This window comes from Xanthomonas sp. NCPPB 2632, assembly GCF_041228075.2.
Taxonomy (GTDB): Bacteria; Pseudomonadota; Gammaproteobacteria; order Xanthomonadales; family Rhodanobacteraceae; genus Luteibacter.
Window position 1 is genome coordinate 2,416,546 of the sequence record NZ_CM192979.1, and the last position, 24,356, is coordinate 2,440,901.

The window sequence follows — 24,356 nt, forward strand, 5'->3', positions numbered from 1 at the left end:
TGAAAGAAAAAAGATTTCTTAAGTAGTGTTGAGAGTGAATATGACACTGCGTGGTCGGACGCTGTGTCGCGCATCACAGTCACGGCATGCCGCAATGCAGACGGCGAATCGGGCTGTCGTGGCGCATAAGCGTTTTCCGGCGTGCTGCCGAAACGGCTTGATCGCGCGGTTACCACCCTGGGTGGCATTACAGGCAAAATAGCGGGTTGGATGTGCTCCACGACTGTGTGGCGCACCGTTCCGGTTTTCCTCTTTCTCTTTACGGATCATGCTTTTGGACACTACCGCCCCCCTGGCCGACGTCGCCGCCGAGACCGCGCTGCTGGAGCGCCTGCGTGCGGCGACGCAGTTGCTCGAGTCCGTCGCGGCCGACAGGCTGCTGCTTGACCGTTTGCCGGCCGATGATCGTCAACGCCTGTACCAGGCGGTGGCGCAGGTCTATCACCCCGACCCGGGTGAGCGCCGCATCAAGCTGAAAGTTGCCCAAAAAGCGCGTCATGCCGAAAAGATCAAGGCCGAGGACGACGTGCTCAACCAGACCGGCATCCGCGCGCTGCGGCGCAAGCCGGTGTTCACTACACCCAACGTCTTCGCGCCCGAAGGGTTCGAGGCCAACGATATCGGGCCCGACGCCGATGCCGCGCAACCGCGCGAATCGATCGAGCCGAAGCATTGCTATGTGTGCAAGCAGAAATACTCGGCCATCCATTTCTTCTACGACCAGTTGTGCCCCACGTGCGCTGCATTCAACTACGCCAAGCGCACCGAGCTGGTGGACCTTCGCGGTCGCGTGGCGCTGCTGACCGGCGGTCGCGTGAAGATCGGCTACCAGGCCGGCCTGAAGTTGCTGCGTGCCGGCGCCGAACTGATCGTCACCACGCGCTTCCCGAGGGATTCCGCGGCGCGTTACGCCGAGGAGCCCGACTTCGGCGAGTGGGGCCACCGCCTCCAGGTCTACGGGCTGGACCTGCGGCACACGCCCAGTGTGGAAGCGTTCTGCCAGGAACTGGTCGCCACGCGGCCACGCCTGGATTTCATCATCAACAATGCGTGCCAGACCGTGCGCCGCCCGCCGGACTTCTACGCGCACATGATGGAGGGTGAGACGGCCGCCCTGCACGACATGCCCGAGCACGTTCGCAAGCTGGTCGGTCATTACGAGGGCCTGCGCGGCTCGCACATCCTGCCCGATGCCGCCGCCTCGTCCGGCGGGCTCGCCGGACAGCGGGCACCGTTGCCGGGACTGACCCGGGCCGCCGAGCTCTCGCAGCTGCCCCTGCTGCCCGAGGAACTGCTGGCGCAGAGCCACCTGTTCCCGGACGGCCGGCTGGACCAGGACCTGCAGCAGGTGGACCTTCGCGAGCGCAATTCATGGCGCCTGCTGATGGCCGAGGTGCCGTCGGTGGAACTGCTGGAGGTGCAGCTGGTCAACGCCATCGCGCCGTTTATCATCAACGCGCGGCTGAAGCCGCTGATGCTGCGCACGCCCGAGCGCGACAAGCACATCGTCAACGTCTCGGCGATGGAGGGGCAGTTCTATCGCAACTTCAAGACCACCCGTCATCCGCACACCAACATGGCCAAGGCGGCGCTCAACATGATGACGCGCACCTCGGCCACGGATTACCAGAACGACGGTATCCACATGAACAGCGTCGACACGGGCTGGGTGACCGATGAAGATCCGGCCGACCTGGCAGCGAAGAAGGTGCGGGAAGAACGGTTCCACCCGCCGCTGGATATCGTCGACGGTGCGGCGCGGATCGTCGATCCGATCATCAGCGGGATCAACACGGGCGAGCATGTATGGGGGCAATTCCTCAAGGACTATCGGCCGACGGACTGGTAAGCGCAGGGGGCGCCGCCTGGGACCACCATGCGTTTTCGGCAGGCTTTCACGCATGGCTTCCGGGGATCGCTTAGGGTAAATCGCGGCCCTTCTGCCGCTCCCAGGAGACGTTTTGCCATGACATGCCATGCCTCGTCGTCCCACGATCTTTCCGCTCCCCGCGCCTTCGCCCGCCTTCGTGCCACGGAAGTCACCCCCACGCTGAAGGAAGAGAACCGCGGCAACGTATTCCTCACCGTCTATACCGATCCGGATCGACCCGAGCCGGAAATCGGCATCATCGGCGGCTGATTCCCCTGTCCGCACCTTGCGCCCCGCCTTTCGCGGGGCGCATTCGTTCAGGGAGAGACAGCATGGCAGGAACACGTCCGCTTATCCTCGCGCCGCACAGCGATCCGCACGCCAGCGCGCTGGCGTGGGCGATCGAGCAGCAGGGTGTGGAGCCGCTGTGGTTCGCGGCCCTGCCCACGGCGCCCGGTTCGCATTATCGCTTCCACATCGACGCGGACGGCGAGTCGATGGATGCGCCGTTCGATCTGGCGGGTGGTGTCACGGCCGTCTGGAACCGACGGTTCCAGGAACCGAAGCCGCATTGCGCCGAGGCGGACCGCACCTTCGCCGAGTGGGAATGGAAGATGTTCCAGCGCAGCGTGTTCAGCCTGGAAAGCACGTTTGCGCGCCCGCTCTGGGTGAACCCGATGGACGCGGCGCGGCACGCGGAGAACAAGCTGGTGCAGCTCAGCGTGTGCCGGCGCCTGGGCATTCCCTTCCCCGATACCGTGGTGACCACCGACGCGGCCGAGGTACACGCCATGCGCGTGCGCTGGGGCCAGATCGTCTTCAAGAGTTTCCTGGTCCACCAGTGGGAAGAGCGCGACAGCGGGAAGATGCACGCGGTCGGCGTCACTTTGCTGGACGGCGACAGCGACCTGCCCGCGGAGGCGATCGCCGTGTGCCCGGGTATCTACCAGCGCTATATCGAGAAGACCTGCGACGTGCGCGTCACCGTGATCGGCGACCGTATGTTCGCGCTGGCGATCCACAAGGAGCGGGGCGGCGGCTTCGTGGACTGGCGCACGCATGCGGGCGATCCCGAGTTACGCGCAGACGGTATCGTGCTGCCCGAGGCGCTGGAGGCTCGGCTGCGGGCGTTCATGCGGGAACTGGGGCTCGTGTTCGGTTGCATCGACCTGGTGATGGACGCCGAGGGTGACTTCCATTTCCTGGAGGTGAACCAGGCCGGGCAGTTCCTCTTCGTCGAGGACATGCTGCCGGGTTGCCCGATCCTGCGGGCCATGACGGCGATGCTGGTCACGGGGCGGGTGGACTATGCGCTGGAAGATGTGGAAGACGTTTCGATGAAGGGCTTCTGGGCGTCGGATCGGTTCGACCGGCTGCGCGAGGCGGTCGATGAGGCGCCGCCGGAGCGGGTTTTGTTTACGGTGGAGTAGGGCGCGGGCGGCGCAGCGGCGATTCGTCGCACCTACCCGACGTCGCCATGCTGATGGGTTCGTTCGCTGCATCGCCCCGTATAATCACGCGCTCGGTATCTACCAGCAAGTGAGCGCGCCGTGCAAACCCTCGACATCCCGGCATGCCCGATCTGCGGCATGGAAAACACCTACCCCGACGGCGAGATGTACATCTGCCCGGATTGCGGTCATGAGTGGCCGCAGCAGTCCGCTGCGGCCGACGAGGGCATGATGGTCGTGCGCGATGTCCACGGCAACGTCCTCAACGAGGGCGACTCCGTCGTCGTCATCAAGGACCTGAAGGTCAAGGGGTCTTCCATCCCCTTGAAGCAAGGCACCGTGATACGCGGCATCCACCTAGTGGATGGCGATGCAGAACACGTCGAAGGGAACTCGGACAAGATCAAGGGGCTGGTGCTCAAGGTGTGCTTCTTGAAGAAAGCCTGACCCCTCACTAAGTGTCCTGACCCTTCAATACTGATACTGCATCGTCACGCCGATGGTGCGCGGCTGGTTCAGCGCCACGCGGCGCGTCGTCGGCAGGTCGGCCGAGATGGCGACCGGCAGGTCGGTCTCGCCGCGCTTGTCGAACAGGTTGGTGGCGTACAGCGAGATATCGAAACCGTTGCGACCCTCCATGCCCACGCGGATGTTGGTGGTGGCGAAGCCCTTGCGACGGTAGAACGGGCTCTGTCGGTCGTACAGGAAGTTGGAGTCGCCCACGTAGCTGACGTCCGCACGCATGAAGCCGTCGTACTGCGCGTTGACCCGGTGGCGATATTCACCGGCCACCGAGCCAGTGAAGCGGGGCACGTTGACCAGACGGTCGCCGTCCTTCGCCGAGGTGCCGGGCACATCGTTCTTCAGGTAGGCATCGTTGTAGCTGAAGCCGGCGCTCAGGGTCACCGAGTTGACCGGCAGGAACTTCAGTTCCAGTTCCGCGCCCTGGCTGACCGCGCTACCGAAGTTGGCGGTGATGTTGTAGCCGCAGCCGAGCACGATCTGCTGCTGCACATGTTTCCAGTCGATGTGATACACGGACGCGTCGACCAGCAACTTCCGGTCGAGCAAGGCGCTCTTGAAGCCCAGCTCGTAGTTCCAGAGGGTGTCCGGGTTGTACTTGTTCAGCTGGGACTGGCTGAGGCCCAGCCCCGAGACCTCCGAGCCGCACAACGTGGCCGGGGCAGGGTTGTTCGGGCCGCCCGGCCGATACCCTTCCGAGGCCGTGGCGTAGACCATGTCGTCGGGCGTGATCTGGTATTGCAGCGTGAATTTGGGCGTGCTGCCGTAATCCTTCGATTTGCTCTGAACGGCGCTTGGGCCGCCGTTGAGCAGGCCGTCACCGGTCTGCGAGAAGCCCTGCTTCACCTCGAAGGCGCGGAGGCCTGCGCTGGCCTTCAGCTTGTCGGTGATGTTCCAGGACAGCTCGCCGAACACCGCGTACTCATCCAGGGTGGCGTTGCGGCCGCCCTGGTAGATGGTGGAGTAGGCGGGGAACGGGGTGCCGAAGGTCTGGTTGAAGCCACCCGGATAGGGAATGGACGAATTCAGCGGCGCGCGCACGTCGTGATAGAACGCACCCAGGATCGCCTGCACCGGCCCGTCAAACTTGCTTGTGGCGCGGACTTCCTCGGTGAATTCCTTGTTCTTGTAGCTGCCGTACATCGTCGTGGGGTAGACGCTGGGCAGGCCGAAGAAGTAGTTTATCACCTTGGAGCTGTCGTCGCGGATGCTGATATCGCGGGTGAAATACGAACTGGACGACATCAGTTCGAAGGCGTCGAACTGCTTGTGGATCGCAAGGTTGGAGATCGTCGACTTCTGGACGTTGGTCTCGCTGACGTCACGTACCTGGTACGGGTTGTCGAGCGTCGCGGGGACCTTGTCGTAGGTGAACGGCGAACCCAGCCGGGAATACTGGTAGATGACGCTGGGCGTGATCGTCAGCGAGTCGTCCGGCTTGATCAGCATCGCCACACGGGCACCGTACGTCTTGTACGTGTTGACGTTGTCCTTCTTCGCCCCATCCGGGTCCGCCGCCAGGTAGTTGGCGGGCGAGATCGGGTAACGATCGATATAGCCGTCATCGTCGCGGTAGTACGCGGATACGCGCAGTGCGACGGTGTCCTTGATCAGCGGCACGTTGAGCACGCCATTGACGTTGGCATTGGGGCCGCCATGGTACGTGCCCGAGACATCCGTCTTGATGCGCGCCTCGACGAAGTCCAGGTCGGGCTGGTTGGTCACGTACTTGACCGTGCCACCCATCGAACTGGAGCCGTAGATCGTGCCCTGGGGCCCGCGCAGCACCTCGACCCGCTCGATATCGAACACCGAGGGATCGATGACACCCCGTGTGGACAGCAGCGCGGCATTGCTCGACGCGGCGATGGGTACGTCGTCGAGGTAATAGCCGACCGTGGCAGCGGAGCCCGCACTCGACGAGATACCGCGGATGATCAGGTTATTGGAACCGGGGCCCGACGAAGCAACCGTCAACGACGGCGCGATACGCGCCAGGTCGACGAGGCTGGTCACGCCCTGGCGTTCGAGCTGCTCGCCGGTCAGCGCCGTCATGCTGATCGGCACCTTCTGGATATCCTGCTCGCGCTTGGCGGCGGTGACGGTGATGCCTTCGAGGCTCTGCGGGGTGTCGGACGCCTGGGCTTTCTTCTTGCCGTTGGCCGGGTCGGTGGCATCCTGCGCGGCGGCCGCGCCGGTGGCCAATGCCACGGAGAGCAGGGCGGTGTAGAGCAGCGTGCGCTTGAGATCTTGGTTCATGGAAGCCCCTGCCGTTCGGCTGGATGGAAGACGGTCTTGAAAAACAGGCATACCCTTCGCGCACGCGCCGCCATGGCGAGCGTGTTCTCGAGCAAGTGTGCGTTGCGCCCCTGGCGCCGGACGTATAGCCGTCTGAACCGCTTTTTTTGCGGCAGTGCAGCGATCCCTGTTTCGATCAGATCAAAAAGTTTTGATGGAGTCAAGCTTTTACGTTAGGCTGCCAACGGACCGACCGCTGCCATCCGGCCATGCTTGCCGGCGCCGGCGGAAGGGCGACTTCCCACATGCTCCAGGGGTGCCATGAAAACCTTGTCCGTTCTTTTCTGCGCCCTGGGCGCCGTGGTGACGACCGCCTCCATGGCGGCGGATGCCCCAGCCGAAACGGTTGCCCAGGCCATCAAGCAGACCCTCGACGCCAGCGCCGCGTCATGGTCCGCCGGTGACCTGAAAACCTTCATGGAGTGTTACGAACGCGCGCCTGGCACGCGTTACGTGGGTTCGAGCGGCATCGTCGAAGGGTACGAGGCCATCGAGACGATGTACGCGTCACGCTTCCGCAAGCCGGGCGCTGGCCTGGGCAAGCTGACCGTGGATATCCTCGACGTCAAGCCGCTGGGCACCCAGTACGCCTTCGTCATCGGCCGATATCATCTCAAGCCGGACACCGGCGCCGAGGTCTCGGGCTTTACTTCGTTGTTGTTCCACAAGGTTGGTACGCGTTGGCTGATCAGCAGCGACCACAGCTCCTGACCATGACGGGCGCGCAGGGAACGCCGGACAAAGCCGCAGGGCTCAGTATTGGCTCGGCGATCCGGGATCGACGACGTGGGCTGGGTCTGACCCTGCAAGGCCTGGCCAATCAATCCGGGTTGTCCGTTCCATTCCTGTCGCAGGTGGAACGAAACCTGGCCTACCCCTCGTTGCTGTCCCTTGAAGCCATCGCCCAGGCCCTGGAGGTGGACGTCGACTACTTCGTCGGCGTTCCCACGCCGGGGCAGATCGTCTGCCGCGCCGATGAGCACGACCGGATCGATCTCGAGTCGCCCGTGGTCTACGAACGCCTGAGCGGGCGACATGCCGAGCGCAAGATGGAAGCGTTACGCCTGACCGTGCCGGCGGGGCTCGTGGCGCCGACGATACACAGGGAAGGGGAGGGGTTCTGGTACCTCCTCAGTGGTTCGCTCGAAATGACGGTGGGCAGGAAGACGTTCGTGCTGCACGCGGGGGACAGCGCGCACTTCGACCAGCGGCATCCTTACAGCATGCGCAATGCGGGCAAGGACGAGGTGCGGATGATCTGGGTGGGAACGCCGGCCATTTTCAGGGACTGACCGGCGCCCTCACGCTGCGCCAGGACTTATTTCGGGGCAAGCCGGTACAGGCCGCCGGGCTGCGCGTCTTCCAGCAGCCAGAGCGAGCCGTCCGGCGCTTCCTCGACATCGCGGATGCGCTTGCCGACGCTCCAGCGCTGGACCGCGGTGGCGCCGCCCTTGTCGTCGACGGTGACGCGAATGAGTCCGCTGCTGACCAGACCACTGATCAGCGCGCTGCCCTTCCAGTCCGGGAACAGGTCGCCCTTGTAGAACATGATGTTGCCCGGCGCGATCACCGGCTTCCAGTAGATGACCGGCTTGACGAGATCCGGGCGCGTATCCGGGCTGGGAATAGGCACGCCGTTGTAGTTGGCGCCGTAGGACACCAGCGGCCAGCCGTAATTCTTGCCACGCTGGATCAGGTTCAACTCATCGCCGCCGAAGGGGCCGTGTTCGAGTTCCCACAGCCGGCCGTCCGGGGCGAAGGCGAGGCCGTACGGCGTGCGGTGGCCGGTGCTCCAGGTTTCGGCGGGCGTGAGGTTGGCACCCGGGAACGTGTAGGTACTGACGACCGGTGCCGTCTTGGCCGCCTCGGTATCGGCCGGCGGATCGATCAGCGGGATGGTCCGGGCGCCGACCTTGCCTGCCCACGGATTGCCCGGGGCGGGTTTGCCGTCCAGCGTAAGGCGGAGGATCTTGCCTTCGGGCTGGTCGGGATCCTGCGCGGGGGTGAAGCGCTGCCGGTCGCCCACGGTAAGGAAGAGGTACTTGCCGTCGGGTGAAAACGCGATCTGGGCGCCGGGCTGGCCACCCTTGCCGGTGGGCATCTGCTGCCACAGCACCTGGAAGCCTTCCAGTCGTGGCTGGTCGTTATCCAGGACCAGGCGGCCGCGCCCCATCGCCAGGCCGCCGCCGTAATCACCGGGGGCGACGTAGGTGAGGTAGACGTAGTGGTCGCTGGCGTAATGCGGCGACAGGAACACGCCAAGCATGCCGTTCTGGCCTTCGACGTAGCTGGTCGGAACGCCCTTGAGTTCGGTCTTGGCACCCTGCGGAGTCACCAGATCGACCCGGCCGACTTTTTCGGTGACCAGCATCCGGCCATCGGGCAGGAAGGCGATGCGCCAGGGCAGGTCGAAGCTGGCTACCTTCGTCACCGTGAAGGGGAGTTCCGGATCGGGTTTCTGGTCGCCTGCATTGGTCTGTGCATGGGCGGCGCCGGTGAGCAGGGCGCCAAGCAAGAGCGCGTTCGTCAGGTGCTTCATGGGCATGTTTCCTCGCGGCCGGCGTTTGCGCCCTGCCTGGATGGTTGCAAGGTTCAGTCTGCCATCCGCCGATCTACAATGCATCTATTCCAGATGACGACGGACAGGACGATCACCGATGACGATCCCGGATGCTTCGCGCACCCGGGCATGGCCTTTCACGGATCGATGGGTGTCGGTGGCGCCGTTCGCTCATGTATATCTTCGGCGATTGCTATCGGCGACTAAGCCGGACACCTGGGCATTGACTCTGATAATCGGTGGAAGCGTGGTTGGCCTGATCGCTTTCGCTTACCTGGTCATGAGGTACGTCGATCTTCCGGTGCGGCCATACCTGATGAACAGGCGCCGTTGATCGGCGGAGAGCAACAAGTGCGAAGCTTTTTCGGCAGCCACACGTTGCCAAAAAAAAGACGAAAAACGCCAGTTCGCGACGGCTAGGCATTATTCCGCAGCATGGATCGCCAAGTCGGCCGGCAGCATTTTCAAAAGTGCTGAATATGTTGTCGGCATCATCTTTTTACGCGTAAAACGAAACATTTTTCGTTTCCTGGCGCATGGCGCGACGTCGATATTTCGTGGTTACATCCCGGCACACAGGGAGGTGGCACTTCAGGGCCGCATGTTATTTCGGAAACAACGGGGGGCCCGGATCATCCGGCTTTCACCGCTATACCAACGCGTTTCCACGGGAGAACAACGTGCCAGTGAACAACCTTTCCGTTGCTGTTCGACGCATCAAGCTCGCCGTCGTCGCCAGCCTTGCCTGTGCAGCCTGCGTACCCGCCGCCTTCGCGGCACCTCTCAGCGATGACACGGCGCAAGCGCCGTCGATGGTGCTTCCGCAAGCCGTACAGAGCTGGCACGAAGACATTACACGCATGTCGACGCCCTCCAACGGTTGCTTCCAGGCGACCTTCCCGAGCATGACCTGGGAAAAGACGTCCTGTTCGCAGGTGAGTCCATCCGCTCACCCGATGCCGCGCCGTGCCCAGGCTGTGGGGGCGTTTGCACCGGCCTCGGGTGCGGCAACCACCGGTAACGGCAACGACTACGCGATCGCCACATCCAACCTGATCAGGAGCGCCACCGGAACGTTTCCGTCGGTTACCGGCGTGACGTCCGAGAGCAGCGTCGGGGTGGCTGCGTTCGGCAATGGAGGCATTCTCGGACCCAACGAGTACACGCTCCAGGTCAACACGAATGCCGATCAGGCAACCTCGGCCTGCCAGAATCATTCGGGCTGCAGGAACTGGCAGCAATTCGTCTATGGCACCGACTACAGCACGCCGGGCCAGGCCCAGGCCTTCATCCAGTACTGGCTGATCGGCTACGGCAACACGTGCCCGAGTGGGTGGTTCGGCGGCGGCAGTGGCTCCTGCTACAAGAACAGCGCCGGCGTGACCGCACCGAACGTTCCCGCGACGCAGCTGGCCAAACTCAAGCTGACGGGAACCGCCACCATCGGTGGCAACGATACGCTGGTCTTCACCAACGGTACGAAGGCCTACTCGCTCAGTGCCAGCGACAGCGTGCTGGGTATCGCCAGCGTCTGGAGCCAAGCCGACTTCAACGTAAGCGGCGATGCGGGCGGAGCGGAAGCGGACTTCAATGCCGGCTCGTCGATCACGGTCAAGATCGCCGCCGTCGATGGCACCACCGCACGACCGACCTGCGTGTCGAACGCCGGCACGACCGGTGAGACCAACAATCTGAATCTCGGCAGCTGCACGGCAAGCGGTGGCGCGTCACCGTCGGTCCAGTTTACCCAGTCGAACTAGGCAAGACGTTTCACTGGTTAAGGGTGCCGAAGGATCGTGCTTCGGCACCTTCTCCTGAGCTCTCTACTCGGATGCTCCCGGATAGTAAGCGTGCGTCCGCTGCCCAGTCTTGCGTATCGTGGTCCTCTGCCGCATTGCATATGGCGTCTCGCTGGTTCTTACGGCAAGATGCTGCGCAATCAGGGGAGGGGTACATGGAAGCATCGCGAGGTGTGGGCGCTCTCGGCGCAGCGACGTCGGGCACGGGATTCAGGCTGGGAGCCATGGCGCTGGCCGTGGGTATGGCACTTGGGCTTTCTGCATGCGGTGGGGGGGGGGGAGGAAATGGAAACGTCCGGCCGACCTCACCATCGACCGTACCACCATCGTCGCCTCCGTCTGTGCCGACGACATCTGTCCCGCCAACGTCCTCACCGCCCGATCAGCCGCCGACCTCACCTCCCACTAACGGCACAGGCTTTGCCGGTGGCGCGATCGACGTTGCTACGGGGGTTGCCACGGTACTGGCTGACAAGCTCAGTGGTTCGTTCGACGTCGTCAAGGAAGGTGCCGGCGCGCTGACGCTCACTGGTACCAACGCCTATACCGGCGTCACACAGGTGACGTCGGGGGAGCTTTACGTGGATGGAGACCAGTCGGCGTCGACCGGGAACACGGAGGTTGCCAGCGGCGCGACCCTCGGTGGCCGCGGCACCATCGGTGGCAACGTCACCGTTGACGCCGGCGCTACCCTGGCACCCGGCAGCCGGGGAGCCGTCGGTAACCTGCTTATCCATGGCAACCTGGCGCTTTCGTCGAGCTCCGTGCTGGCCTATGACGCGACCGCTTTCGATGCTCATAACCCGTGGGTCAGCGACTTCCTGGAAGTCAAAGGAGACCTGACGCTGGACGGCAGGCTCAAGATCGACTCTTCATCAGGTGGCTTTCCTGGGCCGGGCGTCTACCGTCTGCTCAACTATGGCGGATCGCTTATCGATAATGGCCTGGACGTGGACGGCGGCCTGCGAGTGCAGACCGCCGTCGCGCATCAGATCAACGTTGTAGACGCCCAAGGCATGAACGTCACCTTCTGGGATGGCGATGGCGGCCCGCAGGGCGACCGCGCCGTCAACGGCGGCAATGGAACATGGCAGGCGAGCGGCACTGGGGCCAGAACGAACTGGACCGACGTGAATGGCGCGACGAATTCGGTCTTTGCGAACGGCTCGTTCGCCGTATTCCAGGCCACCCCGGGTACGGTTACGGTGGACGCGGGCAAGGGCGACGTCACGGTGGCGGGCATGCAGTTCGCCAGCACCGGTTATCTCGTGCAAGGCGACCCGATTGGCCTTGTGGGCGGAGCGGGGCATCCCGAGCTCACTGTGTTCCGCGTTGGGGACGGCACCGCCGCTGGCGTCGGTTACGCAGCCACGATCAAAAGTGTGCTCACGGGTAGCTCTGGGCTCGTCAAAACCGATCTCGGTACCCTCGTGCTTGGCGGCGCCAACACGTACACGGGTGGAACCACCATTGATGGCGGCGTATTGCAGATCGGCAGCGGAGGTACCAGCGGCTCGATCATCGGCGATGTGACCGACAACGGGACACTGGCGTTCAATCGCAGCGACCTTGTCGAGTTCGCCGGAGTGATCCAGGGCTCGGGCGCATTGCGCAAAGCGGGCGCGGGCACGCTCATCCTTACCGGCGACCATACCTATACCGGCGGAACCACCGTCATTGACGGCATCCTGCAAATTGGCAAGGGCGGCACCGTTGGCTGGCTCACCGGCGATATCGTCAACAACAGCTACGTCAGGTTCGATCGCAGTGACGACGTGCTGTTCGGCAGCAACATAACGGGCAGTGGTGCGCTGCTGAAAGATGGTGCCGGAACACTGATAGTGACTGGCAATCTCACCGAGGATGGCACGAACACAGCCAACAAACCGACCACGGTGACGGAAGGCACGTTGCAGATCGGTAACGGCGGGACGATTGGCACGGTCGCAGGGGACGTTACCGATAACGCCGCACTGGTGTTCAATCGCAGCGACACCGTGCGTGTCGATGGTGCGATCCGGGGTACGGGTTCACTGACCCAGGCTGGTACAGGCACGCTCATCGTTGCCAACGATGTTTCCCTGGCGGGGATTACCATCAGCCGGGGAACGTTGCAGATCGGCAATGGCGGAGCGAAAAACTGGAACTCCGGGCCGATCGCCAACAACGGTACCCTGGTCTTGAACCTAGGCAATCCTTCCTACGTGGCGCCTGGAATAACAGCAACGATCAGTGGAAGCGGTAACCTGATCAAGGAGGGGGCCGACGCCGTCGCACTGGTGGCCGACAATACGTACACGGGCGGCACCCGGATCAATGGCGGCACGTTGCAACTGGGTACGGGTGGCACCACGGGCGGCGTCACGGGCGATATTTTCAACGATGGGCTTCTGGTGATCGATCGCTCCGATAATGTGACGCTGAGCAACCGGGTGAGCGGCGCTGGCGTGTTCCAGAAAACGGGGTCTAACACGCTGACGATCACGGGCGACCTCACCCATACGGGAGGCACAACGATCAACCAGGGCAGCCTGCAGATCGGCGACGGTGGCACGACGGGCACCCTGGCGGGTCCCATCCTCGACAACGCGTCATTGGTATTCAACCGGAATGATGACCAGGTTTTTGCGGGTGCCATCAGCGGTTCGGGACAAGTGACGAAGCTCGGCGTGAACACGGTGACGCTTTCCGGCGCGAATACGTTCACCGGCGGAACCTTCGTCACCGCAGGAACGCTTCGGGTCGCCGGCGGCTCGTCGCTCGGCTATCAGGCGACGGTGGGCGGGAATCAGGTACCCGCCGTTCTGAGGGTGGATGCCGGTGCCCGCATCGCCGACACCCTGCTCCAGGACGGTGCCACGCTGGATAATGCCGGCACCGTGCATGGTGGTGGTCCTTTCACGGCGGTCCGCGGCGGCGCGGCCGCCGTGATCAACCGTGATGGAGGCATCATCGAGACGGTGCTCCAGCGGGGCTATGTCGGCGGCGCTGTGTCGCTCGGCGCCAACAGCACGCTCACAAATGGGTCCGGTAGCATCATTCGTGGTTCCAGGGGGGTGGAATCCGCCGGAGTCGTGAATAATGATGGTGGCACCATTTCAGGCCTCACCAATGCCGGCATTTATGGTGATATGCCTGCTGTCAACAACACAAATGGTGGTCGGATCACTTCGGGAAGCGAAGCCCCGCCGTTCAACCTTCCGATCAGCAGCGGTGTCTTCGCCTCGCATACGAACGTCGTTATCAACAACCTGGGCGCAAGCTCCATCGTCGGCGTGCAGAACGGCATTAGCTTGCGGGACGGTGGTGCTGTGAACAATGACCGAGGGAGCCTCGTCGCCGGCATGACGGGCGTTGCCGGCGACAGCATGTCCAGCGCGATCGTTGCGGTCAACAATACGAGCGGCGGCAATATAACGGGCAGCCAGACAGGCATCCGACTCGGCGTGGGGGGCGTGGTCGTCAACGGTGCCGGTTCGACGATCGGAACGACTGCGGCTTCATCGGGCGACTGTTCCGCTACGCCGGCCTGCGCGATCTATGTCCCCGTGTATTCCGGATTTGGCCAGTACGGTTCGAATGGCAGCCTCACGCTTTCCAACGCCGGCTATATCGTGGGCGACGTACAGATGGACCCGGCGCTGGTCCACCACGTGACGCTCAGTGCCGGTGGCTACATTCACGGTGCACTGAAGATAGGCGGCAACAGCCAGTCCACCTTGGCCCTCGACGGTGATGCAGGCACCACCCAGCGTTACTCGGATGCGGTCACGGGATCGACGACTTTCAGTGGTGCCGTGCTCAAGAATGGTACCGGTACATGGCTGATCGACGGCAATGCCCTGCCAGGTGTGGCCAGCACGGCGATAAACGCGGGTTCGCTGCGCGCGACGCAGGCGCTTGCAGGGAGTGTCACCGTAAATACGAGCGGTAGCCTCGACGGTGTTCCCGGCGTGCTTGGCGGCCTCGTCAATAACGGTAGGGTCCTGGTGCACGCCGGTGATTCGACGGTGGGCGGCGGCTATAGCCAGACATCCGGCGGTATCCTGGCGGTCAGCCTGGGCAGCAAGCTTGCCGTCAGCGGGGCCGCCACGCTCGGCGGAACGCTCGAGGTCACGGGTGCCGACGCCGGTTATGTCAGCAACACGCATACCGATGTCCTCGTCGCGTCCGGCGGTGTGAGCGGCACGTTCAGTCAGCTGGTAAAGGATGCTGGCGTCGTATTCACCTCAACGACCATCCAGTACGACGCCCAAAGCGCGTGGCTCGATACCACCGGCCTCAACGTGACCACCGCAGTAACGCAGCGGGGTGGCGTGCTCACCACAGCGTCGATGGCCAGCGCCACGCGTGTCCAGAAGGCTTTCAACCAGATGGACGCCAACGTCGCAAGCGGTACCCTCTCTGACGTGCCCGCGACGTTCGTCACTGCCGCGGGTCAGTTCCAGCAGGCTCCCACGGTCCAGGCCGCACAGGCATCCCTGCAGACCTTGTCGGGGCAACTGCATGCAGCCAGTGCGGCCATGACATTCGAGGCGATCGACGCCTCCAGCCGCGCGTTGGCCGATCACCTGGACGACCTGCTGGACAGGAAGAGCGGCTACGGCATGTGGACGCACGACCTCAGCATGGACGGGAACATGGGGCGATCCGGTTTCGACAGCGTCGGTTTCCAGCTCAATGGATGGATGATCGGCAATGATCGGAAGATCGGAAACTCCGGCGTGGCCGGCTTCGCGTTCGGGCAGAGCCAGGGCCAGCAACGGCTCGATCAGAGTGCCGACCGTAACCGCAGCCGTACGACCGAAGGGATGCTTTACGCGGGCACGCTCAACGGCAATTGGTACACGCAGGCACGCCTGGGCGTGGGACATTTTGAGCAGGACGTGAATCGGCAACTGCTGCTGGGTCTGGATACACAGGCTGTGGGCACACGGTACGGTGGTGACTACAGCGTCGCTTACGGTGAGACAGGACTGAATCTGAACCTGGCCGGCACGCGTGTGATTCCCTTCATAAACGTTGAATACGCAAACATACGTCGCGACGGTTTTACCGAGCAAGGGGCGGGCGGTTTCGGATTGCAGGCCCATGCGCAGGTACTCGATCGCTGGCAGGCTGGAGCTGGCTTCAGAGCCAGTCGTCACTGGGACTTCGGGGGCGGGCGCGGACTGGACGTCCGGGCGAGTGCACAGTTCCAGCGCACGTTGGCGTCAACGGGCGATGTCTTCGATGCCAGTTTCGTGGGACTGCAACAGTGGCAGCCCCTGGTCGGTATCGGCCTCTCGCGTTACAGCGGTCTGTTTAACGTAGGACTCAAGGCCAACCTTGCGACGGATACATCGCTGGACCTTGGCTATGATTACCAGATGGGCCAACGTGACAGTTCACGACTTGTATCGGCGCGGTTCGTAAAGACGTTCTGATGGCGTGGTATGGATCGTGCTCGACGATGCATCGTCGAGCACGATCCACTCCGGGATCAATTCGATTCGGTGAACTGAATGAACGGCGTGGCGCCGCCCGACGTGGTGCAACGACCCAGAGTGAGGTTGTTGTACTCACCCGTCGTGCCGCCACCATTCGGACCCAGGCAGCTCGGGGCGCGGGTCGAGCCGTCGTTCACGGCCAGCTTGACGGTGATGGCCGAACCACGGTTGAAGTTCGCCGCAGGCGAGTTCGACCCGTCGCCGACGACATTAAACTCCGAGGTGTTCCACGTCGAGGCGATCTGCAGCGTGCTGTCGCGCTCGCTGATGGCGTAGACCTTGGTTCCGTTCGTGAAGGTCACGGTGTCGTTTCCGTTGGCCGTGGCCGAGCCGGCGAGCTTGACGCTGCCCAGGCTGCTTGCCGGGACATTGGGCACCGCGACGGCCTGGCTATTGGTGAAGCAGCCCTGGTATTCGCTGGTATTGAAGGACTGCCAGCCTCGCGGGCACGAGTCACCCGGGCCGACGAACAGCCAGTTCTGGATGAATACCTGCGGATTGTTGCTACCGTTATCGGTCGAGTAGATGAATTGCTGCCAGGTGGAGCAGGCGGCATAACCGTTGGCGGCGCAGTAGGGCGACGTATTGCCGAGGTTGACGACGTCATCGCTGGTGTTGGTGTTGAGCTGGAGGGTGTACTTGTTGGCACCCAGGGCACCCGACTCGGAAGTGACGCCCGTCACCGTGGGAAAGCTGCCCGTGGCCGAACGCGTGAGGCTAGCTGTTACCGCCGAATAGTCGACACCGGCGCCTGCCTTGGCGGAGACCGGCGAACCGGAAAGGCTGGTCGAGCGGGTGACCCGCGACTGGCCGGCGGAAGTCGGCGACGGCGGGATCGAGCGGTAGTTGGGCGCTGCATTGCATCGCTCCGCCGTCCAGATGCGGCTCGGATAGGACACGCTCCAGCAACCTTCGGCCGGCGGGCCGTCCTCCTTGACCTGTTCATGCCAGGCCTGGACCGCCTGGGTCTTTGCGAGTGCCGCGATGTCCGTCTGCGCGGCGGTCGCCGCCGCGAACGGGACGATGCCCAGGATCACGGTGGCGATGGCCGACGGAATGGCGCGCCGGATGTTCTTGATCGTCATTGTTGTCTACCCCTTGGAGTGGAAGGAAATTCAGAGGGGCGACGAGCATCGTCTGCGGAAGGATCAGCGGGACGCATCGAGAGCCACTCCTTGACTACAACGCAGCCACGACCACATCCCCCCACCGTCGGCGATGGGAGGGGAAGAAAACAGGACGTGCGTCACATGGGCGGGGCCGTACCGACGTCCGCAAGACACTCGAGGATCTTTCCGCCCTCGAGCTTGACGACACGGTCGGCCACGTGGAAATAGCGGTCATCATGACTGATCGCGATGACCGTCTTGCCACGTGCCTTAAGCTCGGGCAGCAAGGTGCGATAGAAGTAGTCACGGAAGTGGGCGTCCTGGTCCGCCGCCCATTCGTCGAAGAAGAAGATCTCGCGATCTTCCGCATAGCACTGCAGCAAGGCCAGGCGCTTTCGCTGCCCCGTGGACAACGTGAGCTTCGACAACTCGCCCTGGTTCACTTGCACATGGGCGCCGAGCCCGAGTGCCTTCAGCAACTGCTCGATATGGTGGTCGGAGAGGCGTCGCCCCGTCGCGTCGATGACGTGGGGGAAGAGGAAGAAATCACCGAAGACGCCGGTGAAACGCTCACGATAACGATGGATGTTGCCATCCAGGGGTACGCCATCCACCGTGACCCGGCCCGAGTGGGGTGCCAGCAATGAACTCAGAACGAGCAGCAGCGTCGACTTGCCACTTCCGTTGCCACCGACGATGAACACCATCTCGCCGCGCCGTACTTCCAGGTTCACCGGCCCCAGCGCGATGCGCGGTTCGGCGTCGCCGGCATAGCGGTAAGAGACATCTTCCAGCCGGATGCATTCCCAGGTGTCGAGTGGCGCTGCCGCGATATCCGGTGTCCGTTCGACGGTTTCACGCGCGAGATCCAGCCCCGCGCGCTGAAGGTGGCGAAGGCTGGCCGTGCCCATGCCCACCTGCCTTGCCGCGCTCACGATGAACGCGACGGGGCCGCTGAGGAAGAGCGCACCGATGACGAAGGAGACGACCGTCGCCTGCGGCAACGCCAACGCCGCATACCCAAGATAGACGATCACGAACACCGATGCGTAGACCACCGCCGACGACCATGCCTCGTTGAAGCCCAGCCCGGTATTCACCTGGACCGAAAGCACGCGTGCTCGCTGGATCGCCGGACCCAGCAGTTCGTCGGCCACGTAGGTGGCGCGGGGTACATTCAGCGTCATTTCCTTCTTGCCGTCGCTGAGGTACCGGAAGTATTCGAACACGGTGTCGCTGGCGTCGCGCAGTCGATCGAAGCGCGTGCGAAGGAACCTCTCCAGTATGAGCGATACCAGCAGCGTCGAGCAGAGGAAAGCGAGCAGGGTGCCTAGCAGCGGCAACGACACGCTTGCGAGATAGACGGTATACAGGGCAGCCAGCAAGATGTTGTAGGCGAGCAGGGGCGCGACCAGTACCAGCGGGGCGATGCTGGCCACGTCCTCGATCAGGGAGCCCACGATCGAATGCTTGGTCGTCATGAGTGTTTCGTATTCGAGCTCGATGAAGCGGTTCGACAGATCCACGCGCAACTGCGCCACAAGCGACGCCCCCAGGCGCGCCAGGATGAACTGCGACGCGCCACTGGATGCCAGGAGCGCGAGAAGCCAGCCGATCCCCGTAACCAGCGGCATCGTACCCAGTGCACCAGGTCCGCCCGCAGCCAGCCTGTTGATATGGGACAGCAAGGCCATCGTCGATATCGCGCTCATCGCGGAGAGGACGACGGCGGCAACGAGTGCAGGGCGATGTCGGCGAAGAAAATGCTTGAGAATCATCGACTCATCCGGTTAATGGAGGACACGAAGCCGGGCTCACCTGCGCACTGTCACACCTGGAACGCGCCCGTGTTCGTCGCGTTGGGCGCAAATTCGGCATGGCCAGCCGAGCAGGGCGTCATTTCGTACAAGATGACGTTTGCCGACGTGTCCCCCGGGACCGTCGAAACGACCTTGCGTCGGCTTGTCCCGGCAACGCAGGAGACGTCACCGCCGAAGCGCCCGCGGCGGTGGGGTCGCGCCACGTTCGGGCGCCTGCCTGTAACACATCGTGGAGTATCTCAATATGCAGACCGACAAGATCCTGGCTGGCTGGTTGAGTGGTGCCGACAGCGTCGATGGGTACGACAATCCGGCGGGATCGCTTTATACCGAAGGGCACGCCACCACCATCGCTGCGTTCACCAGTACCGATATCGCACTGGCTTCGAACTGCAGTTCCTGTACGGCCTCCCGGCCGAGTTTCTGCTGCTGACAGACGGCAGTAACGATAGCCGTGGCCAACCCCCACGGCTATTTCTCGCCAACGCGCGGATTCCATACATGGCCGGCTCGCAGCCTAACGATACGTTCGCCACGATCATCGCGTTCCTGACGGACGACGTCAGGCGACAACTCGCCGACGAGCTTGCCGCGCAACCTGACCTTAGCGCGGACGAGAAAGACATCTTCATCCGTAGCGCCGATCGTGCGCTGCTGGATAACGCGGCGCGTAAACTCAATCGCGTCCTGCTACTCGAATTGCATGCGGCGAAATTGTCCGGCGTACTGACCGCCAGCGATGAAGCGGCGAAGTTCGCGCAGTTCGTCGCCAAGGCCACGCAGGCCGACTTTCCCCTCGCGCTGCGCCAACGCTATCCCGTGCTCGCCCCACGCCTCGAGCGCGCGCTTGCGCAGCAGGGCCGGGGCATCCTCACCCTCGCATCCCGCCTCGCGGCCGACCGTGCCCGGCTTGTGGCGTTCCTCGGCCAGCCCATGGGCGAACTGCGCTCGCTGGACCTCGGCCAGGGCGATGTCCATGACGGCGGGCAAGCGGTGGCAAGGGTGGTCTTCGCCAACGGCACCGTGATGTACAAACCGCGCTCGTTGCGCGTGGATGCGGCGCTGGAATCCTTCCTCGAAAGCCTGCTTGCCGATGTATCGCCACGGATCCGTGTGCCAGCCGTGCTGGATCGGGACACCTACGGCTGGACAGGCTACGTCGAACACATCTTCTGTGCGGACGATGCGGAGCTCGTCACGTTCTACCGGAACATCGGTCACTGGCTGGCGGTCATGCGCCTGCTCGGCGGCACCGATATCCACCACGAAAACCTGATCGCCTGCGGTCCGGTGCCCTATGTCGTCGATGTCGAGAGCCTGTTCGTCACGGAGGAGACGATGGCGCCGTCGGGCAAGGGCGAAGCCGTCGACCTGGCGCAGGCCCTCATTCGCTCGTCGGTGCTGCGCACGGGGCTGGTGCCCTTCCGCGCGCCCGCGCTCGGGCTGGATGGCGTGGATATTTCCGCTATCGGTGCCTTGCAGGGCGAGCAACCCACCATCCGCGGCCCGGAAATCGTCAACGCCGGTACCAGCGATGCGCGCGTCGGCCTTGTCGACGTGCAGATCGACGAGGCCAAGAACCATCCGTGCATCCATCCGGACATTTCGCGGTTCTGGGAGGATATCGTCTCGGGCTTCCAGGAGCTCACGACTCGCCTGGTCGCCCTGCATCGCGCCGGCGCGCTCGCCGGCCGGGTCGCCGCGTTCAGAGGCAGCCGTATCCGCCGCATTCGTCGTCCGACCCAGTCGTATGTCGAAGTGATGCGCATGCTCTGGCACCCGGCATCACTGCACGACGAGCCCGCGGCCATCGCGCGGGCGACCGACCTGCTGCAACGCAATGCCTCGGTTTCGCCGGTCGCACCCGCCGACGCCACGTCCATCGCTGCTGAAATCGAAGACATGCGCCATGGCGATGTCCCCGTGTTCGCCAACGTGCTGGAACAGCCGCAGATCGACGATGTATTCCAGGCGTGGCTCGACATGCGTCCGGAGATGGAAGAGCTGACCATACGCGGCGCACTGGTGACCGCGCACCTCAACGTGCGCCTCAACGACGACAAGCGCTCGCCCTACGACCTCTCCGCTCGCCATCCCCATGCCGGGAACATCGATCGCCGCCGGCGCGCGATGGCGAAGGATACCGTCGAGCAGATGCTGCGGCTGTCCGTCAGCGGTCGCGACGGAACGATGACGTGGATCAGTCCGATCCTCGGGCGCAGCGGCTGGACGATGCGCACCCTGCAACCGAACCTCTATGTCGGCCTTTCAGGTATCGCGCTGGCCCTGGCGGGTTACGCGAACGAGATGACGCACGGACGAGCCGACGACGTCGAAGGCGTGACGGCGGCGCTCGACGGTGTGCTGCGCGTGCTGCGCACGGCCGAGGACACGGACGAGCCGGAAGCCATCGGCGGCTTCATCGGCCTCGGTTCCCAGGTGCTTACGTGGCTTACCCTCGACGGCCTCTGCCCAGACGCTGGATTGCTCGCCAACGCTGTCAAGCAGGCCTCGGTGATGGAACGCTGGGATATCGCGAACGAGCGCGTGCTCGACATGCTCGAAGGCGTGAGCGGCGCCATCGTCCCCCTGTTGCATCTGGCCGACGCCACGGACGATGCGCGCTGGCTGGCCCTGGCGGCACGCGCAGGCCGTCGACTGGAAGCCACGGCCATCGTCGATGCGCGCGGCGCACGCTGGCCCGCCTCGATCTTCAGCGAACCCATCGGCGGATTCGCCCATGGCGCGACCGGAACCGGCTGGGCCTTGGCTCGGCTGGGCCTGAGCCAGGCCGGCACGGAGGCCGATCGACAGCGTTGGCTGGCTCTCGCGGAGCGCGCTTTCGATTTCGAGGAGTCGCTCTACGATGCGGAAAGCCGCAACTGGATCGACGTTCGTAAACCCGAAAGCCGCGACTTCGCCAACACATGGTGCCATGGCAGTGTCGGTATCGGCCTGGCCGCGTGTGACCTTTACGCGCGAACCGGGCAGGCCCGTCACCTGAGCACGCTGGAACGCGCGGTGCGCGCCGCCGTCAAGGGCGGTTGGGGCTACAGCCACACGCTATGCCACGGCGACCTGAGCACGTGGGAACTGCTGATGCGTGCCCGCCGGATCGATTCCGACCTTGTGCCGCCGGAGAACATGCCGGGCATCGCGATCATCCTGTCGAGCATCGAGGAACACGGCATCGTCGGCGGCCTGGCGCGTGACGCGTTCACTCCGGGCCTGATGAGCGGCATCTCCGGGTCGATCCACCAGTTGAATCGCATGCATCCGGAGTGCGATATCCCGTCGCCGCTGCTGATGGAATGCAGGATAGGGGAGTAGCTCGAAAGTGGTAAAAATGCCGAATATGGTCATCTAGGTACACTGGCGTGATGTCAAGCGAGCATTAAAAACAATGAGTTAGGCTTGGCACGGCATGTGCATATCGAGTGAAAACTCGATGGATGGAAAGTCATGTCGTTGTGGTCATTCAAGGGAGTGTCGGGCGTCCGGGCCGACAAGGCACGACCGTCCTCGGCTGCCGTAAACAACGTAAGCAGCCGAACCTGCCAGCAGGCGATCGCAGAGGATGCGCTTGCCCTGCTGGAGGCGTTCTCCGATCGTGATGTCGATGAAGTCATGTTTCGTGCGGGGCTGCTGTGGAACCTCGCCGAGCAAACCCGCTGCACGCCGCTGTGCGAGGCATCGCAGGCGCTGCAGGATGCCCCTGTCAGTGCCCGACGCATGGGAGGGGACAGGACCCTGCCGCGAGCCCTTGTCGAACGTGTCATCGTTACCGCCGCCGACGCCGTGACGACGATCGATGGGCGCTGACGCGGTCATGCCCGTGCGGCGCATCGTCCTGGGCATAGCGCTCTGCCTGGGTGACGTCCAGGGGGCGACGGCGATGACGGCAGAGACGACGTGCCCCGCACTTGTCAGATCGGGTTCGTCACTGGTCGTCGACCGCATGGATATCCATGGCGTCGACCATTGGGACATCGTCTCCGTTCAGTCCGGGCGGCCGGGCTGTACAGCCTCCATTCGATCCGCCACCCAGGTAGGCACGCTTTCGATGGCGCCCTCGGGCATCCGACTTACCGTTGCCCATGCAGCGACGGGGCATGGGTGGGTATGCGCATCTCCGCGCAAGGATTCGGCGGCACCGGCACGCATCGCGTGCTGGCCGACCGACGGCGTCGAGTGATCCGTCTTCGCTTTTTTTGCCTCATCACTGGGGCCTAAGCCCGACATCCAGGGGACCCTGCGATATGAAGTCTTTCGCGTGACGCTGAGCTGCGTTCTGCGCGGACCGCCGACTCGACCAAAAGCCAGGGACACAGTTTGAAGCAACCGTGACTCCATTGATGACGATGTGATAGCGACACTGGGACTTTCCGGCCCTGATGTCGTCAAACGCATACTGAAGAACATAGACAGTCATGTACAACATCCGATTGTTAAACAAAGTCACTGTCCTGCCGGACGAGAAGCCATATCGGCGTGGAGGCCACGCTTCGTGAAGTAGTCGAGCGCAAGGGCAGGTTCGTCGGTCTGGACGATGTCGACGCCACGGTCGAACAGCCAGCCCCACGCAGCATCGGGATCGTTCCGTGCGGCGACATCGTCATGGCCGGCGGACATGTTCATGGGGCGATGACTGGCGACATCGGTGGCCAGGGTGTTCACCCAGACGTGGACCGACAGGGAGCGCGCGGCGCTGGCCACGCCGTCGAGCCCGGCTCCCGGTCCAAGCAACAACTCCACGGCGACCACGGGCAGGTCGTTGCAGCGTCGTATCAGCTCACCGGCACCCTTGCCATGCGCGGTGACGGGGAGGACCACGGAGAAGGGCAGCTGCCTGCCCCAGTGCCGCACGTCGTCCCGATCGGTGTCGATCGATCGCTTGACCAGCACCTGGGACTCCATCTTTCTGACCAGCACGCGGGCAATGACCGCGTCGTAGATGTCGTCGTCCTTGATGTCCAGATTGACCAGGATGCGGCCCTTGACCCGGTCGAGTGCGTCGTCGAGGGTCGGCACGTGCTGGTCGGTGAGCGGTTCGTTGCCGCCGCCACGGGCGCGCTGGCGAAGGGAGCGGACCTCACTGGCGTCAAGATCACGCACCTTGCCGTGGCCGTTGGTCGTGCGGTCGACGGTGTCATCGTGCATGAGCACCATGTCACCGTCGCGCGTACGACGGACGTCGATCTCCACCATGTCGACCCCCAATGCCACGCACTTATCGATGCCTGGCAGGGAATTCTCGGCCGTGTATGTCCAGCAACCGCGATGCGAGACCACCATAACCTTTCCATCGGGATGGGCAAGACGGGCTTCGTTGGCTGCGAACGATGCGCTGGATGCGTTGACATCCGGCGAGAACCCTGTCAGCAGGAACAGGCCTGCTGTGCAGGCATACCGGGTAGTGCGCCGGAAGGTCATCCCGG

16 protein-coding genes are annotated in these 24,356 nt (G+C 63.6%); 11 read left to right on the forward strand and 5 right to left on the reverse strand.

The window, feature by feature from the left end:
- Positions 1-274: 274 nt before the first annotated feature.
- From AB8808_RS10755 to AB8808_RS10770, 4 genes are all read left to right on the forward strand, one after another.
- Positions 275-1,849: an SDR family NAD(P)-dependent oxidoreductase gene (locus AB8808_RS10755; protein WP_369929218.1), complete on the forward strand. Its 1,575-nt coding sequence runs from the start codon at positions 275-277 to the stop codon at positions 1,847-1,849.
- 117 nt (positions 1,850-1,966) lie between these two features.
- On the forward strand, positions 1,967-2,140 hold the full coding sequence (locus AB8808_RS10760) for a hypothetical protein (protein WP_369929220.1): 174 nt from the start codon (positions 1,967-1,969) through the stop codon (positions 2,138-2,140).
- 62 nt (positions 2,141-2,202) lie between these two features.
- Positions 2,203-3,300 (forward strand): MvdC/MvdD family ATP grasp protein, encoded by a 1,098-nt coding sequence (locus tag AB8808_RS10765; RefSeq protein WP_369929222.1) that lies wholly within the window; start codon positions 2,203-2,205, stop codon positions 3,298-3,300.
- 159 nt (positions 3,301-3,459) lie between these two features.
- Positions 3,460-3,768, forward strand: a complete 309-nt coding sequence (locus AB8808_RS10770) for a zinc ribbon domain-containing protein YjdM (RefSeq protein ID WP_506193271.1) — start codon at positions 3,460-3,462, stop codon at positions 3,766-3,768.
- A gap of 24 nt (positions 3,769-3,792) precedes the next feature.
- On the opposite strand, the gene AB8808_RS10775 is transcribed toward AB8808_RS10770, so the two are convergent.
- Positions 3,793-6,102: a TonB-dependent receptor gene (locus AB8808_RS10775; RefSeq protein WP_369929226.1), complete on the reverse strand. Its 2,310-nt coding sequence runs from the start codon at positions 6,100-6,102 to the stop codon at positions 3,793-3,795.
- 300 nt (positions 6,103-6,402) lie between these two features.
- Here AB8808_RS10775 and AB8808_RS10780 point away from each other — a divergent pair, with 300 nt between their 5' ends.
- Positions 6,403-6,852 (forward strand): YybH family protein, encoded by a 450-nt coding sequence (locus AB8808_RS10780; protein WP_369929228.1) that lies wholly within the window; start codon positions 6,403-6,405, stop codon positions 6,850-6,852.
- A complete protein-coding gene (locus AB8808_RS10785) occupies positions 6,822-7,433 on the forward strand; it encodes a helix-turn-helix domain-containing protein (RefSeq protein ID WP_369929230.1) in 612 nt (203 codons plus the stop codon). The genes AB8808_RS10780 and AB8808_RS10785 overlap by 31 nt, the downstream gene beginning before the upstream one ends.
- 26 nt (positions 7,434-7,459) lie before the next feature.
- Here the strand turns inward: AB8808_RS10785 and AB8808_RS10790 are convergent, their stop codons facing one another.
- The gene (locus AB8808_RS10790; RefSeq protein WP_369929232.1) at positions 7,460-8,680 is read right to left on the reverse strand and encodes a PQQ-dependent sugar dehydrogenase; all 1,221 of its coding nucleotides are present in this window, start codon (positions 8,678-8,680) and stop codon (positions 7,460-7,462) included.
- 701 nt (positions 8,681-9,381) lie between these two features.
- On the opposite strand from AB8808_RS10790, the gene AB8808_RS10795 reads away from it, so the two are divergent.
- Positions 9,382-10,461, forward strand: coding sequence for a hypothetical protein (locus AB8808_RS10795; protein ID WP_369929234.1), 1,080 nt, complete (start codon positions 9,382-9,384; stop codon positions 10,459-10,461).
- A gap of 380 nt (positions 10,462-10,841) precedes the next feature.
- Positions 10,842-15,926, forward strand: a complete 5,085-nt coding sequence (locus AB8808_RS10800) for an autotransporter-associated beta strand repeat-containing protein (RefSeq protein WP_369929235.1) — start codon at positions 10,842-10,844, stop codon at positions 15,924-15,926.
- Between the two features lie 56 nt (positions 15,927-15,982).
- On the opposite strand, the gene AB8808_RS10805 is transcribed toward AB8808_RS10800, so the two are convergent.
- Both AB8808_RS10805 and AB8808_RS10810 read right to left on the reverse strand, forming a co-directional pair.
- Positions 15,983-17,074, reverse strand: a complete 1,092-nt coding sequence (locus tag AB8808_RS10805) for a hypothetical protein (protein WP_369929237.1) — start codon at positions 17,072-17,074, stop codon at positions 15,983-15,985.
- A gap of 161 nt (positions 17,075-17,235) precedes the next feature.
- Positions 17,236-18,876 (reverse strand): cyclic peptide export ABC transporter, encoded by a 1,641-nt coding sequence (locus AB8808_RS10810; RefSeq protein ID WP_369929239.1) that lies wholly within the window; start codon positions 18,874-18,876, stop codon positions 17,236-17,238.
- Positions 18,877-19,162: 286 nt separating this feature from the next.
- On the opposite strand from AB8808_RS10810, the gene AB8808_RS10815 reads away from it, so the two are divergent.
- The 3 genes from AB8808_RS10815 (at position 19,163) to AB8808_RS10825 (ending at position 22,740) form a co-directional block, all read left to right on the forward strand.
- A complete protein-coding gene (locus tag AB8808_RS10815; protein ID WP_369929241.1) occupies positions 19,163-19,351 on the forward strand; it encodes a DUF6229 family protein in 189 nt (62 codons plus the stop codon).
- Between the two features lie 68 nt (positions 19,352-19,419).
- Positions 19,420-22,248, forward strand: a complete 2,829-nt coding sequence (locus tag AB8808_RS10820; RefSeq protein ID WP_369929243.1) for a type 2 lanthipeptide synthetase LanM family protein — start codon at positions 19,420-19,422, stop codon at positions 22,246-22,248.
- A 132-nt stretch (positions 22,249-22,380) separates the two neighbouring features.
- Positions 22,381-22,740: a hypothetical protein gene (locus tag AB8808_RS10825; protein WP_369929245.1), complete on the forward strand. Its 360-nt coding sequence runs from the start codon at positions 22,381-22,383 to the stop codon at positions 22,738-22,740.
- A 636-nt stretch (positions 22,741-23,376) separates the two neighbouring features.
- Here the strand turns inward: AB8808_RS10825 and AB8808_RS10830 are convergent.
- Positions 23,377-24,351 (reverse strand): glycerophosphodiester phosphodiesterase family protein, encoded by a 975-nt coding sequence (locus AB8808_RS10830; RefSeq protein WP_369929247.1) that lies wholly within the window; start codon positions 24,349-24,351, stop codon positions 23,377-23,379.
- Between the last annotated feature and the right edge of the window lie 5 nt (positions 24,352-24,356).

Excerpts from the sequence above, each read along its gene's own strand:
- AB8808_RS10825 (WP_369929245.1), top strand. The coding sequence starts at position 22,381 with ATGTCGTTGTGGTCATTCAAGGGAGTGTCGGGCGTCCGGGCCGACAAG.
- AB8808_RS10775 (WP_369929226.1), bottom strand. The coding sequence starts at position 6,102 with ATGAACCAAGATCTCAAGCGCACGCTGCTCTACACCGCCCTGCTCTCC.
- AB8808_RS10815 (WP_369929241.1), top strand. The coding sequence starts at position 19,163 with ATGCAGACCGACAAGATCCTGGCTGGCTGGTTGAGTGGTGCCGACAGC.
- AB8808_RS10765 (WP_369929222.1), top strand. The coding sequence starts at position 2,203 with ATGGCAGGAACACGTCCGCTTATCCTCGCGCCGCACAGCGATCCGCAC.
- AB8808_RS10810 (WP_369929239.1), bottom strand. The coding sequence starts at position 18,876 with ATGATTCTCAAGCATTTTCTTCGCCGACATCGCCCTGCACTCGTTGCC.
- AB8808_RS10780 (WP_369929228.1), top strand. The coding sequence starts at position 6,403 with ATGAAAACCTTGTCCGTTCTTTTCTGCGCCCTGGGCGCCGTGGTGACG.
- AB8808_RS10820 (WP_369929243.1), top strand. The coding sequence starts at position 19,420 with ATGGCCGGCTCGCAGCCTAACGATACGTTCGCCACGATCATCGCGTTC.
- AB8808_RS10790 (WP_369929232.1), bottom strand. The coding sequence starts at position 8,680 with ATGAAGCACCTGACGAACGCGCTCTTGCTTGGCGCCCTGCTCACCGGC.
- AB8808_RS10830 (WP_369929247.1), bottom strand. The coding sequence starts at position 24,351 with ATGACCTTCCGGCGCACTACCCGGTATGCCTGCACAGCAGGCCTGTTC.
- AB8808_RS10770 (WP_506193271.1), top strand. The coding sequence starts at position 3,460 with ATGGAAAACACCTACCCCGACGGCGAGATGTACATCTGCCCGGATTGC.
- AB8808_RS10760 (WP_369929220.1), top strand. The coding sequence starts at position 1,967 with ATGACATGCCATGCCTCGTCGTCCCACGATCTTTCCGCTCCCCGCGCC.
- AB8808_RS10805 (WP_369929237.1), bottom strand. The coding sequence starts at position 17,074 with ATGACGATCAAGAACATCCGGCGCGCCATTCCGTCGGCCATCGCCACC.